Origin of the sequence: Pseudomonas guangdongensis, assembly GCF_900105885.1 — a bacterium.
GTDB classification, from domain to species: Bacteria; Pseudomonadota; Gammaproteobacteria; order Pseudomonadales; family Pseudomonadaceae; genus Geopseudomonas; species Geopseudomonas guangdongensis.
Genome location: NZ_LT629780.1, coordinates 623,746 through 638,705 on the forward strand (window position 1 = coordinate 623,746; position 14,960 = coordinate 638,705).

Annotated in this window: 15 protein-coding genes; all 15 read right to left on the reverse strand. The window is 66.4% G+C overall.

All coding sequences use genetic code 11. The annotated features are described in order from the left end of the window. Window positions 1–116 precede the first annotated feature (116 nt). On the reverse strand, window positions 117–3,035 hold the full coding sequence (locus tag BLU22_RS14910) for a DUF6701 domain-containing protein (RefSeq protein WP_157718962.1): 2,919 nt from the start codon (window positions 3,033–3,035) through the stop codon (window positions 117–119). Continuing rightward, window positions 3,032–3,433, reverse strand: coding sequence for a hypothetical protein (locus BLU22_RS03000; protein WP_090212024.1), 402 nt, complete (start codon window positions 3,431–3,433; stop codon window positions 3,032–3,034). The genes BLU22_RS14910 and BLU22_RS03000 overlap by 4 nt, the downstream gene beginning before the upstream one ends. Further along, complete coding sequence (locus tag BLU22_RS03005) at window positions 3,423–4,352, reverse strand: PilW family protein (RefSeq protein ID WP_231975261.1); 930 nt, start codon at window positions 4,350–4,352, stop codon at window positions 3,423–3,425. The genes BLU22_RS03000 and BLU22_RS03005 overlap by 11 nt, the downstream gene beginning before the upstream one ends. Next, window positions 4,352–4,804 carry a type IV pilus modification PilV family protein gene (locus BLU22_RS03010; protein ID WP_231975262.1) on the reverse strand — a complete coding sequence of 151 codons (453 nt, stop codon included), beginning with the start codon at window positions 4,802–4,804 and terminating at the stop codon, window positions 4,352–4,354. The genes BLU22_RS03005 and BLU22_RS03010 overlap by 1 nt, the downstream gene beginning before the upstream one ends. Before the next feature lie 14 nt (window positions 4,805–4,818). Then, window positions 4,819–5,253 carry a GspH/FimT family pseudopilin gene (locus BLU22_RS03015; protein ID WP_090212027.1) on the reverse strand — a complete coding sequence of 145 codons (435 nt, stop codon included), beginning with the start codon at window positions 5,251–5,253 and terminating at the stop codon, window positions 4,819–4,821. 92 nt (window positions 5,254–5,345) lie between these two features. Then, window positions 5,346–5,816, reverse strand: coding sequence for a type II secretion system protein (locus BLU22_RS03020; RefSeq protein ID WP_090212028.1), 471 nt, complete (start codon window positions 5,814–5,816; stop codon window positions 5,346–5,348). A 42-nt stretch (window positions 5,817–5,858) separates the two neighbouring features. Next, window positions 5,859–6,350 (reverse strand): pilin, encoded by a 492-nt coding sequence (locus BLU22_RS03025; protein WP_090212030.1) that lies wholly within the window; start codon window positions 6,348–6,350, stop codon window positions 5,859–5,861. A 257-nt stretch (window positions 6,351–6,607) separates the two neighbouring features. Then, on the reverse strand, window positions 6,608–7,084 hold the full coding sequence (locus BLU22_RS15370) for a type II secretion system protein (RefSeq protein ID WP_090212032.1): 477 nt from the start codon (window positions 7,082–7,084) through the stop codon (window positions 6,608–6,610). A 33-nt stretch (window positions 7,085–7,117) separates the two neighbouring features. Beyond that, complete coding sequence (locus BLU22_RS15375) at window positions 7,118–7,615, reverse strand: prepilin-type N-terminal cleavage/methylation domain-containing protein (protein ID WP_157718964.1); 498 nt, start codon at window positions 7,613–7,615, stop codon at window positions 7,118–7,120. 91 nt (window positions 7,616–7,706) lie between these two features. After that, window positions 7,707–8,960, reverse strand: a complete 1,254-nt coding sequence (locus BLU22_RS03040; RefSeq protein WP_090212035.1) for a type II secretion system F family protein — start codon at window positions 8,958–8,960, stop codon at window positions 7,707–7,709. Next, on the reverse strand, window positions 8,960–10,684 hold the full coding sequence (locus BLU22_RS03045) for a GspE/PulE family protein (RefSeq protein WP_231975263.1): 1,725 nt from the start codon (window positions 10,682–10,684) through the stop codon (window positions 8,960–8,962). Before BLU22_RS03045 ends, BLU22_RS03040 begins: the two co-directional genes overlap by 1 nt. Then, complete coding sequence (locus BLU22_RS03050; RefSeq protein WP_090212037.1) at window positions 10,681–12,084, reverse strand: tetratricopeptide repeat protein; 1,404 nt, start codon at window positions 12,082–12,084, stop codon at window positions 10,681–10,683. The genes BLU22_RS03045 and BLU22_RS03050 overlap by 4 nt, the downstream gene beginning before the upstream one ends. After that, window positions 12,081–13,010, reverse strand: a complete 930-nt coding sequence (locus BLU22_RS03055) for an ExeA family protein (protein ID WP_090212038.1) — start codon at window positions 13,008–13,010, stop codon at window positions 12,081–12,083. Before BLU22_RS03055 ends, BLU22_RS03050 begins: the two co-directional genes overlap by 4 nt. A gap of 3 nt (window positions 13,011–13,013) precedes the next feature. After that, window positions 13,014–14,633, reverse strand: coding sequence for a pilus (MSHA type) biogenesis protein MshL (gene mshL, locus BLU22_RS03060; protein ID WP_231975264.1), 1,620 nt, complete (start codon window positions 14,631–14,633; stop codon window positions 13,014–13,016). Next, window positions 14,633–14,956, reverse strand: coding sequence for a hypothetical protein (locus BLU22_RS03065; protein WP_090212040.1), 324 nt, complete (start codon window positions 14,954–14,956; stop codon window positions 14,633–14,635). Before BLU22_RS03065 ends, mshL begins: the two co-directional genes overlap by 1 nt. Window positions 14,957–14,960: the final 4 nt, after the last annotated feature.

Below are 14,960 nucleotides of genomic sequence, written 5' to 3' on the forward strand. Positions count from 1 at the left end.
AAGGCCCCGGAGCAGCACAGCGCTCCGGGGCCTTTTCTTTAATGGTCACTGCCGCTGCGACCAGCGGCGCAGCGCACCATGAGAGTGCGCCGCGCGCCATCCACGGGCACGGTGCCTCAGCGATACAGCTCGCGGCGGAAGATCAGCGGTTGGGGCCCTTGGTAGATGCCGAAGGTGGCAATGCCCGCTGCGGGCTCACGACCAGCTCCTTTCCAGTCGAAGTGCAGCCACTCCGGCAAGTCCTGAATCCCCACATTGACGCTGCCCGTTTTTCCAGCGCCGGGCGCAGTCAGCTTGATCTCACCGCCAGTCCCAGCGCCCAATACCACACCCGTAGTATCTCCGGCCTTCAGAACGCCGGAGAAGTCATCCAGCTTGGCTGCGGCGCCAAGCTCCGCCGCGCTACAGCTATCCCCGGAAGACGCCCGGAAGACACCCGGTGCCTGCCAGCTTTCCAGCGTCCAGGGCAGCGCCAGATCCGCCAGCTCCGAACCGCTTGCGTTGTCGATACGCAGGCGGCCCAGGCGGATCTCGCTGTGGTCGTACTTCAGGACATAGCCGCTGCTCGTCAGGCATGCTATCTCGCCCGGGCGGCGCGCACAGACATCGTCCGCATCCGTCAGCTCGGCTGCGGAAAAGCGTCGCTCAAGCGATACGGGCAAATCATTTCCGCCCGGCAGCGGATCACCCGAGGCGTAGCTCAGACCATCCCCGTTCCAGACAAAGGAGCGCTTGCCGTCGCCGTCACCGCCCCCCTCCACATCCTCACTGGGATTCAACAAGGTCAACGTGGCGGGTAGCAGCAGCCGCTCTTGGGCGGCAGCCGCATAGACGGCCCAGATCTCGCCCTGCGGACGCGACGACAAGCGCCAGAAATCGCCCAGGTCATAGTTGCCGGTGACAGCGCCACTTCGATTGCGAGCCGTCACGGTCAGGCGCGGCGCGTTCAGATACTTGATCTTCTCGCGCTGGTAACTGATGCCGTCGCAGCTATCCATGCTCGCCAGGCCGGACACCTCCAGATAAGCCGGCACGAAGCGTCCGACCAGCGCCTCGCTGCTACCGATGTCATAAGCAAAGTAGGGCGGCGGCGTGGCTGTCAGCCTGAAGATACCGACCTCGCTCTGCTGAGCCTGCACCTCGGTCTGCTCACCCAAGGCATGGCTGTAGCTGCCCGGCGAGAAGCTGCCGGCGGCGCCACCGGCCGGAGCCACGACGCTGCTGCCCAACGTGATCCCCGCCAGACGGAAACTCGGCGTGGTCGGGTTACCGGCCAGCTCGCTCGCCGTGCGTGGCTGATTGTCCCGCGTCCAGGCCACCGCACGGATGCGCAAAGGGAACGGATCGCCGGCCGCCACCAACTTCGCGCAGTCGGCCACCGTCGCGCCATTGCAGCTCGCGTCGTGGCTGATATGCAGCCCATAGGGACGGCTGACGAACTGCGTATTCCCCTCCATCACCAGCCCCGCATCGCCACGACTGGCATCGCCCTGATAACGGGCATCGAGCTGCATCTTGCCGGCATCGTCGTAGCGCACGCCGCTCTGTGCCTGACCGTTGGCATTGAAGGCAAGATTCCGCGTGACCGGCGTGGAGTCAACCGACTGTCCCCCAACCTGGATCAGCTTGTTGCCCCTCTGCTCGGTCGGCCCCGGATCGATGTAGCGCCCCCACAACTGCACCGGACGGGTCACGTTGGCGAACGCCGGGATACAGGCCGGGCTGTTGTCGCTCTTGCGTACCGCGCTGATCGTCAGCGTATCCGACTTGCCGGCAATCAGCGGCGGAACCGAAACCAGCAGGCCGCTATCGGCGAAGGTCAATGCACAGGTATTGATCGCCTGGCCGTCCCGGTAGCAACGCAAGGGTGCCGATGCCGGTTCGGTAATGCCTAGCGCCACCGTTCGCTCCTCACGAATCGCCAAGGCCAGGCTCGTGCTGCCAGTAAAGGTGACTGTGCTGCCGCCCACCCAGCCAGCGGGAGAAAGGCTAACCGTGCTTGCGCTCTGATAGGTTTGGCTGCAGGCATCATCGGAACAGGCCTGCAATGTCACTGGATGAGGCTGGCAGGTCAGGGCCTGGCTGGAATAACTCAGGCGGTAGTGATGCACAGCCACCAGCGGTGCGTCCTGACATAGCTTCTGCGGCGTTGTATCTGAAGGCTTACAGACCCCATAAATTGCACTATTGCCAGTTCCCTTGATGGTTTGGGCATCCCAACTCGCCGCTGTAACATTCCCCCAGACCGTCGACATCTTTAGATGAACCCTGTTGGTTGTGGTTATATTGCCCACAACCTCGCCACCATCCAGCTCGATATCATTGTTAGTCAGTCTTATGTTTCCTGTAAGCCGCAAATTGCTCAGCGATATCTTGCAGCACCCACCCGTAACGTTACCCCTAACTTCACCACCTTGTAGCTCGACCGTTCCATTAGGGCTATTGATCGCTCCATTGATATTGACGAGACTCGTCTTTATCCCATTGGCAGCCTGAATGTCGCCCTGTACCTTCCCGCCGGTCAGATCGACCGAGCCATTGCTGACGGCGATACCCGATTGGAACTCGGTGTTGTTGGCGGATATACCGTTATTGCGCTGCACCAACCCGCCGATCTTGCTGTCCTTGAAGCGTGCGTTACCAGACCCTGTAACCGAACCACTCACCTGAGTTCCCGTCAGATCAACCTCGCCACTATCCGATGCGATAGCACCGAAGATGCTCCCCGAGGCACGAACCACAATGCTGCCATAAGTGGACTTGAGCGAGATGCCATGATTGTTAGAGCCCAGCGTGTTGCTACCCTTCAACTCGAAACCTCTCTCGGCCTGGATGGTCAGGGCAACACTTGCAGTCACCGAGTCACCGACCCCGAAAATCACCCGACCATCGCAGCTGTTTTGTGACTGATTCCATGTGCCGGAGCATGGCGGGAAGGTGGCTGCAGGCAAGCTGTAGCTCGCCGCCAAACTCACCTGCACCTGCAGCAGCGACACGCATAGCAGTGAAAGTCCGATCAGAATCCGCATATTCATGGCGCCTCCGTTTCCACGACCGTTTCCAGCTTGCGCCAGGCGTAATCACGATCATCACCCAACTCGGCGCGTGCGGTCAGGTAATAGCACTTGATCTTGTCAGGAGTTTCTTCTGCAAGATCTGCATCATCGCAGAGTGACAACGACTTGCACTCGACACTCACCGAAGCATTTCCAACAGTGAATGGTGGTGCAGCCGAGCAGTCATGACGCACAGCTCGCACAATGCCCCACTCCAACCCCGCCCGCGCCGCCTGATAGGCACGGGCCTGTTGCAACAGCAGGTCGACGCTGGCGGTCTGGGTGACTGACAGCCGGCTCATCGCTGCCACCGCCAGACCGATCACCACCATCACGAACAAGGCAGCGACCAGCGCGAAGCCGCGTTCAGGGCGCATTGTCGACATGAACCTGTTGTAGCAGCACGACTTCTTCTCCACCTTTCTTGACTCCCAACTCGATAGTCACCAAGGCGTTACGGGTATTGGTACCCGGCTTGTAGTTAATCCGGCAACGGGATACCGAGCCGACCAACCAGCGGGCATTGCCATATTCATAGGTTCCGGCCGCACGCAAATCCGAAAAACTCGCCCGACGTAGACTTGTTTCGCCGCCCTCCGTCACGCACTTGTAGCCAACCACCTCCTTGGCCAGATAGAAGCGATGCTGCGGCGAAGCGTAGGCGAAGCCGAAACCATCGAGTTGCACGCCGCTCAACACGAGTTTCTGTTTATTCTCCGGTGGCTGTGCGGGCTCCAGACCGAAACCGACACCTGTCGGAGTGATAACGCCCGGCTTGCCATAGGCCCATACATTGGCTCCCGCCTGCGGCGCCGACGCGCCGCCAGCACCGATGTTGTAGATCACCATCCACTTCGATTCCTCGACTCTCGGCTTATCGAGCGGACTCAGAACCTCAATCTGGCACGTACCGGGGGGGGGCGGGCAGCGCGGTGGATCATAACGAACGCTGTTCAGATCAATATTGCCTGAGGCATTGGGCAATTGATTAGCACGATAACGCCCGGCCTCATGAATCGGCAGCAGCTCCAACGTATCGCCATAGCCGTCGCCATCGCTATCGGACACGCGCAGGGAGTTCGGCACCGCCAGACGAATGTCGCGTGTCATACGGTTAAGGGCGATTGCAGCCATGTCGGTCAGCTCGGCGCGGCGACTCTGCGCCATGAAGCCTTCCAGCGGACGGGACAGCACGCTGGACACCATCACCGCGACCACCGAAGCCAGGGCGATGACCATGACCAGCTCGACCAGGGTGAAGCCGCGCAGACGACGGGTATCGGTCTTCAGGATCATTACAGGCACACCTCGCCATAGCAGGTGCGCCAGCCGGTCAGGGTCAGAGTCTGCCCCTGCGGATCACGCACCGTCACATCGATGCGCAAGGCTGCTTCACCGTTGAACGCAGGCTTTTGCAACTCGCTCACCTCAATCTTGACGCCATAGCTCGCCAGCTTGTCGATCGCCTCACCGGCCACATCCTGCGGCGCCTGGAACTCTCCGTGGCTATGGTAGTCGCGCACATCGTTGAAACAGCGCCGCTCGCTGTTCGTGCAGCCAGCCGGAGGATCGGCCTCGTCATAAGGTTTGGCGAGGATTTCTTCCAGATAGGCCTCGGCAATCATCAGGCTCTGCTGACGCAGCATCGGATCGGCGGAGCGGGCGGTGATGGCGGCCATGGCGCTGTATAGCGCAGCAGCGGCGATGCCGACGATGACAATGGCGATCACCAACTCGACCAGGGTCATGCCGCGTTGCCTGTTCATCGCACATACCCCGTTTCGGCTTCGATACTGATGCGCTGACTGTCAAAGCTGACACTGCCATTTCCATCAAAAAACTCTGGCTGCCCTAAGCTCCCGAAAATAATTCTGAAACCCTCTGGATCCGATTTTTTCGCCAGCTCTTCTGCCTTGCCGACATTCTGGTAGGCATTTCCATCGCAGCTACGCGAGAGCTGGTACTTGTACTTGCCATCATCCGGATCGGTGAAGCAGGCCAGTCTTACCTTGCATCCGCTGGCAATCGCAAGTTTCTGTGCATAGCGCAGCCCTGAGCGCAGCTCCTCCGCGGCAGCTCTCTCATCGAACACCGCGCGATCGAAGAACCGCGGCCCGACCACGGCGGCCAGCACGCCGATGACCACCAGCACCAGGATCAGCTCGACGAGGGTGAAACCGTGCTGGCGGGTGGGCATCGAAGCTCCTTGGGCGGCAGGCCGGCGCATGGCCTAGCCGCGCGGCGGATGGTGGTGGGTGATCGGCGACTGTGGCGGAACCGCCGCTGGCATTACTTGCAGTTCGCGGCCAGCAGGCTGTCCGAGGTGATGCTGGGCGTCGGTACGCTCCAGCTGGCGCGCAGGGTGTAGTTGAACTTGCAGTCCCAGTTGCCCCAGATGGCCACGTTGATATTGCCATCTTTGCTGTCGCTGATGGCGATGATGTCGTTTTCTTCCAGCTGCGCAGCCTTGACGATGCCGTCCATGGTCGCTGCCGGGTAGAGGCCGAGCATTTCGATGGCCTCGCCCTCCAGGTAGATGACGCGCTTGCCGCCGACCTCGACCGGCGGGGTGACCTGCGCCTGCAGGTGGGCAGTCGCGGCGGCCGACTTGAACGCGCCGAGGGCGCCCTGCAAGGCGGCCAGCTTGGCGGCGCCGCCGAAACTGGCGAAGCGCGGCAAGGCGAAGGCCGACAGGATGCCGAGCAGGACGATGGTCATGATCAGCTCGATCAGGGTGAATCCGTTCTGGGAGCGCGACATGCAACCCTCCTGGTTGTCGGGCCGGGCGACCGGCAGCGTGGCTCAGCAGCCGTCGAATGCATCGCCCCACAACTGCATCGCCGGGGGCTGCTGGCTGTCGGCGGCGGGGGCTTCGTAGACGAAATAGCAGGTGTCCGGGTCGGGGGCGTCCTTGAGCTTGACCAGCAACAGGTCATATGTGGCGGTGGTCTGTCGCTCGCCCTCGAAGTCGTCGGTCAGCCGCGCGGCCAGCATGATGCCGCCGGTGGTGTCGCCGGGCTGGCTGGGGCTGGGCTCGGGGTAACCGTTCTGCATCTTGATGGTGACGCCTTCGAGCAGGACGCTGGCAGCGCGGTCGCCGCCGGCGGTGCGCTGCGCGGAGCCGGCGATCAGAGCCGCCGAGCGCGCCGCGCCCATGGCGTTCTCGACCACGGCGATGCGCGCGTCCTTGCCGAAATCGGCGAAGCGCGGCAGGGCGAAGGCGGCGAGGATGCCGAGCAGGACGATGACCATGATCAGCTCGATCAGGGTGAAGCCGCGCTGGTGGCGTGGCATGACTGTCTCCTTGTCGGTGAGCGCCTGGGCCTTCCTGTATGGCGCCCTGTTTGCAATGTCGGGTGAACACTGCTGTAGACCAGACCCGCATCGCCCCGCCCGGCGATGGGCGGGGCGATGTGTCGAACGTGAGAAAAGGCGGCTTTCCCGAACGGCTTAGTTCCTACGAACTAACATACGAGACACCCTATAACCAAGCATGCGGCGAGCCGTGCGTTGGACAAGCGCTGTGCGAGTTATCCACCTAACATGATGTCTCAGTTACAGTTCGCCGCCGTCAGTCCAGCTGCATTCCAAGTAGGCGCTGCCTGAACGCCACTGGCAACAGCGGTCACACTATAGGTGAAAGCGCAGGCGGCCTTACCCTTGGCAGCGACTGTATATGTCCCAGTGCCATCGGCAGCTGCACTGGGCGTAATATCGAAATCCGCAGTGCTCAGCTGCGCAGCCTTGGTAAGGCCGTTCGCATTGGCCGCCGGATAGGTACCCGTCATCTTGATTTTCTCGCCCTCGAGAGTGATCTCCGAGTTTGCATCCGGCGGAGTAATCAGCGCCTGCGAGTGTGCAATCGCCACGGCAGACTTTGCAGCTCCCAGAGCCCCCTGCAGTGCAGCCAGGCGCGCATCACCACCAAAATTCGCAAACCGCGGCAACGCAAACGCCGCCAGAATCCCCAGTACCACAATCACCATGATCAGCTCGATCAGGGTAAAACCGCTTTGCTGTCTTTTCATCGTCCTGTCCTTTCTTACGGGTTTTAAACGGCCTCAATCGGCCCTGATGTCGACCACACCACTTACGGTGTCGTAGGTGATGGTGCGCGGGGTTGCCGTGCGGCCATCGAGTCTGTAGGCGTAGCGGCAGAGGCTGCCGCTGCGGCTGACCTGGTAGTCGGCCTGGCCAGCATCGCCGGCGAGCGTGGGGATCGGGCCCTGCATCACCCCGCGCCACACCTCCATGCAGGCGGCGATGCCGCTGCCGCCGCTGCCCTGCGGCCAGCCGGCGGGGCTGGCGAGCATGTCGTCGGCACCGAAGCCGAGAATCCGCCCGCGGGCGTCCTGGGTACCGCGGGCACGGTTCATTTCCCACTGGCCGCGCGCCAGGATCACGCCGCCGGCCAGCGCGCTGCCGGTGCTGCGCACCGACACCGCATGGGCATCGTCGGCGGAGTTCAGGAAACGCGGCAGGGCGACGACCACCAGGATACCGATCACCGCGATCACCACTATCAGCTCGATCAAGGTGAAGCCTCGCTGGTGCGACATTTTCGCAATCATTCTTGCTCCCTGGTTCACCGTTCGTCCGTGCATGGTCGGCTTTTTGACCATTTTATCGCAATCGTGGCGCCCTCGTCCTTCAGCGTCCGCCCTTGGCTGCGGCGGACAGTTCCCACATCGGCAGGAACACGCCGAGCGCCAGCACCAGCACCATGATGCCCATGGCGACGATGAGGATCGGTTCGATGGCGTCGGCCAGTTGCTTGAGGTCGTAGTCGACCTCCTGCTCGTAGAAGTCGGCCACCTCGATGAACAGGTCGTCCATCGCGCCGGTTTCCTCGCCGACCGCCATCATCTGCAGCACCAGCGGAGTGAACAGCCCGGTGGCGGCGGCGCCGCGGGTCAGCGCCTCGCCACGCTCGACGCCTTCGCGCATGGCGACGATCGCCTGGCCGATATGCCGGTTGCCCACCGAGCTGCTGGTGATGTTGAGGGTCTGCAGCAGCGGCAGGCCGGCGCGGTACATCATCGCGAAGGTGCGGGTGAAGCGTGCCAGGGCGATGCGCTCGAACACCGGGCCGACGATCGGCAGGCGCAGCTTGTAGCGGTCCCAGGTCAGCGCGCCGGCGTCGGTCTCGATCCAGCGGAAGAATCCCGACAGCACCGCGGCCAGGGCGATGCCGAGCAGCCACCACCAGTTCTGCATGAATTCGGAGAAGCCGATCAGGATGCGCGTCGGCAGCGGCAGGTCGGCCTGGAACTGGGCGAACACCTTGGCGAAGGCCGGGATCACCAGCAGGTTGATCACGGTGAGCGCCACGCCCATGGCGATCAGCACGAACAGCGGGTAGCGGGTGGCCTGCTTGATGCGCTTGCGGGTCTCGCGCTCCAGTTCCAGGTGCGCGGCGAGCTGGCGGAACGCCTGGTCGAGCTGGCCGGTGTTCTCGCCGACGTTGACCATGCTGACGAACAGCTGGCCGAACACCTTGGGATGGGCGGACAGCGCCACGGCCATGGCGTTGCCGGCCTCCAGGTCGTTGCGCACCTGCTGCAGCACCTCGCGGAAGTGCGGGTTGCGGCTCGACTCGGCCAGCCCGCCGATGGCACGGATGATCGGCACGCCGGCCTTGCTGAGGCTGAACATCTGCCGGCAGAAGATGATCAGCTCCTCCAGGCGCACCCGCTCGCGGCCGAGCAGCTGGTTCAGCTTGCGCAGCAGGGCGTCCGCGCTGCCGGCGCCGGCCGGCGCTTTCTCGGCCTGGGCGTCGATGCTCAGCGGGGTGATGCGCTCGGCCAGCAGCTCGCCGGCCAGCGCCTCGGCGCTGGCGGCCTGGCGGGTGCCGGAAACCTTGCGGCCCTGGGCGTCGCGGCCGCTGAAACGGAAGCGGGCCATCAGCCCACCCGCTCGTCGCTGAGGCTGGCGCTGACCCGCAGCACCTCCTCGACGCTGGTCACCCCGGCGAGGGCCAGGTCGAGGGCGCTGGCCGCCAGCGGCCGGTAATGGGGCTGGGCCTGGGCGGTGTCGATGAAGCCCTGCGGATCGTTGCGGCGCAGCGCGGCGGCCAGCGCGGCGTCGATTTCCAGCAGTTCGTAGACGCCGACGCGGCCGAGGTAGCCGGTGTTGTGGCACTGGTGGCAGCCGCGCCCGCGCACGAAGCGCCGCCCGCCCAGCGTCTGGTTCTGGATCGCCTCCAGCCAGCGCAGCTCGCGCTCGTCCGGCTCGTGGGCCTCGCGGCAGTGCTCGCAGACCTTGCGCACCAGGCGCTGGGCCAGCACGGCGTTGAGCGCGTTGGCGACCAGGAACGGCTCGGTGCCCATGTCGATCAGGCGCAGCGGCGAGGTCAGGGCGTCGTTGGTGTGCAGGGTGGAGAGCACCAGGTGGCCGGTGATCGCCGCGCGCAGGCCGATCTCGGCGGTTTCCTGGTCGCGCATCTCGCCGACCAGCACGATGTCCGGGTCCTGACGCAGGGCGGCGCGCAGCACGCGGGCGAAGGTCAGGTCGATCTTGGCGTTGACCTGCACCTGGTTGATCCGCGGCAGGCGGTATTCCACCGGGTCCTCGACGGTGATGATCTTCTTCTCCGGGCTGTTCAGCTCGGCCAGCCCGGCGTAGAGGGTGGTGGTCTTGCCCGAGCCGGTCGGCCCGGTGACCAGCACGATGCCGTGGGGGCGCTGCAGCAGGGTGCGGAAGCGCGCCAGCATCTCCGCCGGCATGCCGCTCTTGTCGAGGCTGGCGACGCCGCCGCTCTGGTCGAGCAGACGCATGACCACCGACTCGCCGAACTGCACCGGCATGGTCGAAACCCGCACGTCGAGGTTGTGGTTCTTGACCCGGATGTTGAAGCGGCCGTCCTGGGGCAGGCGCTTCTCGGAGATGTCCAGGCCGGCCATGATCTTCAGGCGCATGACCAGCGCCGAGGCGATGCGGGTTTCCTTGATCAACTGCTCGTTGAGCACGCCGTCGATGCGCTGGCGCAGGCGCAGCACCTTCTCGTCGGGTTCGATGTGGATGTCCGAGGCCTTCATCTTCACCGCGTCCTCGAAGAGCATCTGCAGCAGGCGCACCACCGGCGCGTCGCTGTTGTCCAGGCTCAGGCCGCCGAAGTCGAAGTCGCTCTGTTCTAGGCGCTCGTCCAGCTCGCCGGCCAGCGACTCGATCTCGCGGGTGTTGCGGTAGAAGCGGTCGAGGCTGTCGAGCAGGTCGCCTTCGCGCACCACCGCCGGCTTGAGCGGCTGGCGCAGCAGACGGCCGATCTCGTCGAGGGCGTAGATGTCGAGCGGGTCGGCCATGCCGACCAGCAGGCCATCGGGCTCCTCGACCAGCAAGATGACCCGGAAGCGCCGCGCCACCGCTTCGGGCAGGCGCTGGATCAGCCCCTCGCTGAGCTTGAACTGGCGCAGGTCGACATAGGGGATGTTGAGCTGGCGCGACAGCGCTTCGAGCAGCTTGAGTTCGGAGATGAAGCCCAGGTCGACCACCGCGCGGCCGAGCTTGGCGCCGCTGCGCTTCTGCTCCAGCAGGGCCATCTGCAACTGGTTGTCGCTGATCAGCCCGGCCTGCACCAGCAGGTCGCCGAGGCGCAGCTTGCGTTGGGGAGTGGCGGGGGTGTCGGTCACGGGGCATCTCCAAGGGCCAGGGCGCGCTCGCGGGCGAACTGGCGGCTGTTGTCGTCGAGGCCGGCGCCCTGGGCGGCCTGGCGGTAGTGGCGGGCGGCCTCGGCGCGCTCGCCGAGGCGCTCCAGGGCGATGGCCAGGCCGAGCTGCCAGGCCGGACGCGGGGTACCGAGGGCCAGCAGCTGGCGATAGGTGGCGGCGCTTTCCGGCCACTGCCCGGTCTGCTGGTAGGCGGCGGCGAGCAGCGCATGCCAGGCCGGATCGCGGGCCAGCGGCGGCGGGTTGCGGCGCAGGGTGGCCACCGCGGCCGGGCTGTCGCCGCCCTGCAGCTGGGCGCGCGCCAGCAGCAGCGGCAGCTCATGGTCGGCGGGGAAGTCGGCCAGCCGTGGCGGCAGCTCCTCCAGCAGCCGCGCGCTTTGGCCGGCAGCCAGCCAGGCGCGCGCCAGGGTACGCAGCAGATCGAGGTTGTGCGGCTGCTGGCGCTGCAGCGGTTCGAGCAGGGCCAGGGCGCCGGCGGCATCGCCCTCGGCCAGCGCGCGCCGGGCGCGGGCCAGGGGATCGGGTCGGTGGCTGGCGATGCTCACCTGCGGCTGGCGCGCGATGCCGGCGGCCTGCACCGCCACCACCGGCGGCGCGGGCGGCAGTTGCCGCACGGCGGGGGCGGCGGCGAGCGAGGGATCATGCGGCGGCGCCGCGCCGGGGAGCGGCTCGCCCGCCACCGGCAGGTCGTCCAGCTCGACCGGCAGCGCCTGCGGCGTCTCGAACGGCACCTCGACCCACAGCTGCCAGCGCTCGCCGGCCGGCTCCAGGCGGTCATGCACCTGCAGCTGATCGCCGAGGCCGACCAGCAGCAGCTCGACGCCCTCCTCCTGCGCTTCCAGGCTCCAGGCCAGGCTGCGCCCGTCGCGCTCGAAGCGTCCCTCGCGGGCGCCGCTGGCGGGCAGGCGCAGATGCGGCAGATGCAGGGCGACCACCCCGCTCTGCTCGCTGCGCCGGTAGCTCGGCGCGCCATCCAGCAGCAGCTGCAGGGTGAAGCCCTGGCGGGCGTGCTGCGGCAGCACGGCGAGCAGGCGCAGCGGTGGGTCGACCGGCGCGGCAAACTCCGGCGCAGGCGGAGCCGTGCTCGGGGCCGGCGCGGCCGGGACGACCGGTGCCGGCACGGGGGCTGCCGCGGGCGCCGGCGCCGGATCGCCCGCCTGTAGCGGCATGCCGAAGCGCCACAGCCCGGCCGCGCCGGCGGCCAGCAGCAACAGCAGCAGGCCGCCGAGCAGCGCCCGCCGGCGGCGGCGCAGGCTGCGCGCGGAGGATTCCTCGACCGCCTGCAGGCCGGCCAGCGCGGCGCGCTCCTCGGCCGGCGCCTGGCGCGCATCGAGATCGCGCAGCAGATCGTTGACCAGGCTCATGGCGCGCGCTCCTGCCACCACAGCCAGCCGGACAGCAGGAACAGCAGCAGCGCCAGCGTCAGCAGGCCCCAGAGCAGCAGGTCGGCGAGCGGCGGCAGGCGGCGCAGGAACGGCCGCGCACCCTCGGTATCGCGCAGCGCGCGGCGCACATGACCGGCGCCGACCTGGCGGCGACCCTGGCCGAAAGCCACCATCAGCGCCTTGTTGGCGAGGATGTTGATCAGCCGCGGAATGCCGCCGCTGCCGCTGACCAGCAGGCGCAGAGCGCCGGGGGCGAACAGCGGCGCGCCGCGGTAGCCGGCCTGGGCCAGACGCTGGTTGAGGTACTGCTCGGTTTCGTGGCGATCCAGCGGCTCCAGGCAGTAGGAAAAGGTGATGCGCTGGCGCATCTGGCGGAACTCGGGACGCTCCAGCAGGCGATCCAGCTCGGGCTGGCCGAACAGCACCACCTGCAGCAGCTTGCGCCGCTCGGTCTCCAGGTTGGTGAGCAGGCGCACGGCTTCGAGGGTTTCCGGCGGCAGGGCCTGGGCCTCGTCGATCAGCAGCACGGTGCTCTTGCCGGCGGCGGCCAGCTCGATCAGCCGGCGGTTCAGCGCATCGAGCAGCGCGTGGGGCTCGGGCAGCGGCTCGCCGGGCGCCTGCAGTTCGCACAGCAGCGCCTGCTGCAGCTGCAGCGGCGTGAGCCCGGAGTTGGGCAGCCAGGCCGGCTGGTAGCGCCCGCGATTGAGGCTGTTGAGAAAGGCGCGGCACAGCAGGGTCTTGCCGGTGCCGACCTCGCCGGTGATCTTGACGAAGCCCTCGCCCTCAGCCAGCGCCACGCGCAGCAGGTTCAGGCAGGCGCGATAGGGCGCCAGCTGCACCAGGAACGCCGGATTCGGCGTCAGCGCGAAGGGCTTGGCCTGCAGGCCGAAGAACTCCAGATACATGTATCAGTCCAGCTCGCCGAAGCTGGCGGCGCTCTTGCGCAGCTCCTCCAGCCAGGTGTCCGCGCCGACCACCTGCGGGCGCAGCAGGATCACCAGCTCGCTGCGCTCCAGATCCTTGCGTTGCTGCTGGAACAACCAGCCGACGAAAGGCAGCTCGGACAGCCAGGGCACACCGGCATCGAGGTTGTCGTTGGCGTTCTGCAGCAGGCCGCCGATCACCACCACCTGGCCGCTGCGGGCGCGGATGATGGAGTCGGACTGGCGGGTAGTGGACAGCGCCAGCGGCAGGTTCAGGTCGCGACCCTCGCCGAGGCTGATCACCTTGTTCTGGTCCTGCACGCGGCTGACGCTCGGCCGCACGTGCAGGGTGACCTCGTCGTGCTGGTTGATCTGCGGAGTGACGTCCAGGGAGATGCCGGAGAAGAACGGCGTCAGGGTCACGTCCTGGGTCGGCTCGGAGACGCCGCCGGAGGTGACGGTGTTGCTGGACGACACTTCGGTGACGAAGAACTCGTCGCTGCCGACCTTGATCACCGCCTTCTGGTTGTTGAGGGTGGAGATCCGCGGGCTGGACAGCACGCGCACCTGCCCCTGGGTTTCCAGCAGCTCCAAGAGGCCGCTGAAGTCGCCGAGGGTCAGCGCCGCGCTGAACACCCCGCCGACGCCCTGCGGGCCGGCCAGCGAGTCGCCGACGATGCCGAAGCGGCTGTTGCCGTTGCGGTCGCGCCCCAGATCGGACCAGTTGATCCCGGCCTGGAAACCGTCCTTGAGATTGACCTCGAGGATCTTCGCCTCCAGCACCACCTGACGCTGCAGGTTGCGCTCGGCCTGTTCGAGGAACGCCTCGACGTTCTGCTGGTCAGCGCTGGAGGCGCGCACCACCAGCAGGCTGGCCTGCGGGTTGACCACCACCCGGTTGCCCTCCTCCTCGCCGATCAGCGCCTGGATCACCCCGGCCACCTCGCGCCAGAAGTCCACCTCGCTGCTGGTCACCACCTGGCTGGCGTTCACCGTGCTGACCCCGCTGCCACCGCTGCCTTCGCTACTGCCGGTGCCGCCGCTGCCGTTGTTGAGGCTGCTTTCGTTGGCGGTTACCTGCCCGGAGCTGACCCGCGTGTCGGTTTCGCCGCGGCGCTGCAGGTTGAGGTAGTTGAGGTTGTAGGTGCGGGTGATCAGCTGGTTGGGCAGGATGCGGTAGCCGTAGCTGGTGCGCCGGTAGTCGTAGCCGTAGGTGTCGCGCACCGCGCCGAGCACTTCCTCGAGGGTGACGTTGCGCAGGCTGAAGGTGATCAGCCCGCTGACCTCCGGATGCACCACCAGGTTCTCGCCGGCGCCGTCCATCAGGCTGAGGAAGAACTCGCGGGCCTCCATGTCGCGCACCGCGACATCGAAACGCGGCCCGTTGGCGCGGCCGGCGCTTTCCAGGCGCAGCGGCGGAATCAGCGCGGCCTGCACTGCCGGCGGCGGCGTGCCGGCCTCGCTCTGCGCCAGGCTTTCCGCCAGCAGGCGCTCGCTCTGCGCCTTGAGCTGGCGGTCGCCGTCGCGGAACGTCTGGCAGGCCGCCAGCAGGCAGCAGAGGCAGATCAGGCTCAGCTGAGGGAGTCGGAGGGGCATCATCGACATCAGTGCCTCGGAGTCAGAATGGGTTGGCTGAGGAACAGCTCGCTGCGCTGTCCCTGACGTTCGATCACCACGCTGCGGCTGCGAATCGCCAGCAGGCGCAGGTCGCCATGGCGCTCGCCGACGCGCAGGCTGCGTCCGTCGAGTACCGCGCGGTGGCCGTGCGGGCCGCGCAGGATGGCCTGCAACAAGGGCGCGGCGGCGACGGTTTCGCGGCTTGCCGCATCGAGCCGCACGCCGGCCGGCGGCTGGGTCGGGTCGCTCGCGGCCAGGACCGGCGATCCCAGCAGCAGACCCAGAATGGTGGCGCCGAGGGCGCGGAGCATCGTC

Bases quoted from the DNA above. Each gene is read 5' to 3' on its own strand.
- BLU22_RS14910 (WP_157718962.1), bottom strand. From the start codon at position 3,035: ATGAATATGCGGATTCTGATCGGACTTTCACTGCTATGCGTGTCGCTG.
- BLU22_RS03000 (WP_090212024.1), bottom strand. From the start codon at position 3,433: ATGCGCCCTGAACGCGGCTTCGCGCTGGTCGCTGCCTTGTTCGTGATG.
- BLU22_RS03005 (WP_231975261.1), bottom strand. From the start codon at position 4,352: ATGATCCTGAAGACCGATACCCGTCGTCTGCGCGGCTTCACCCTGGTC.
- BLU22_RS03010 (WP_231975262.1), bottom strand. From the start codon at position 4,804: ATGACCCTGGTCGAGTTGGTGATCGCCATTGTCATCGTCGGCATCGCC.
- BLU22_RS03015 (WP_090212027.1), bottom strand. From the start codon at position 5,253: ATGCCCACCCGCCAGCACGGTTTCACCCTCGTCGAGCTGATCCTGGTG.
- BLU22_RS03020 (WP_090212028.1), bottom strand. From the start codon at position 5,816: ATGTCGCGCTCCCAGAACGGATTCACCCTGATCGAGCTGATCATGACC.
- BLU22_RS03025 (WP_090212030.1), bottom strand. From the start codon at position 6,350: ATGCCACGCCACCAGCGCGGCTTCACCCTGATCGAGCTGATCATGGTC.
- BLU22_RS15370 (WP_090212032.1), bottom strand. From the start codon at position 7,084: ATGAAAAGACAGCAAAGCGGTTTTACCCTGATCGAGCTGATCATGGTG.
- BLU22_RS15375 (WP_157718964.1), bottom strand. From the start codon at position 7,615: ATGTCGCACCAGCGAGGCTTCACCTTGATCGAGCTGATAGTGGTGATC.
- BLU22_RS03040 (WP_090212035.1), bottom strand. From the start codon at position 8,960: ATGGCCCGCTTCCGTTTCAGCGGCCGCGACGCCCAGGGCCGCAAGGTT.
- BLU22_RS03050 (WP_090212037.1), bottom strand. From the start codon at position 12,084: ATGAGCCTGGTCAACGATCTGCTGCGCGATCTCGATGCGCGCCAGGCG.
- BLU22_RS03055 (WP_090212038.1), bottom strand. From the start codon at position 13,010: ATGTATCTGGAGTTCTTCGGCCTGCAGGCCAAGCCCTTCGCGCTGACG.
- mshL (WP_231975264.1), bottom strand. From the start codon at position 14,633: ATGTCGATGATGCCCCTCCGACTCCCTCAGCTGAGCCTGATCTGCCTC.
- BLU22_RS03065 (WP_090212040.1), bottom strand. From the start codon at position 14,956: ATGCTCCGCGCCCTCGGCGCCACCATTCTGGGTCTGCTGCTGGGATCG.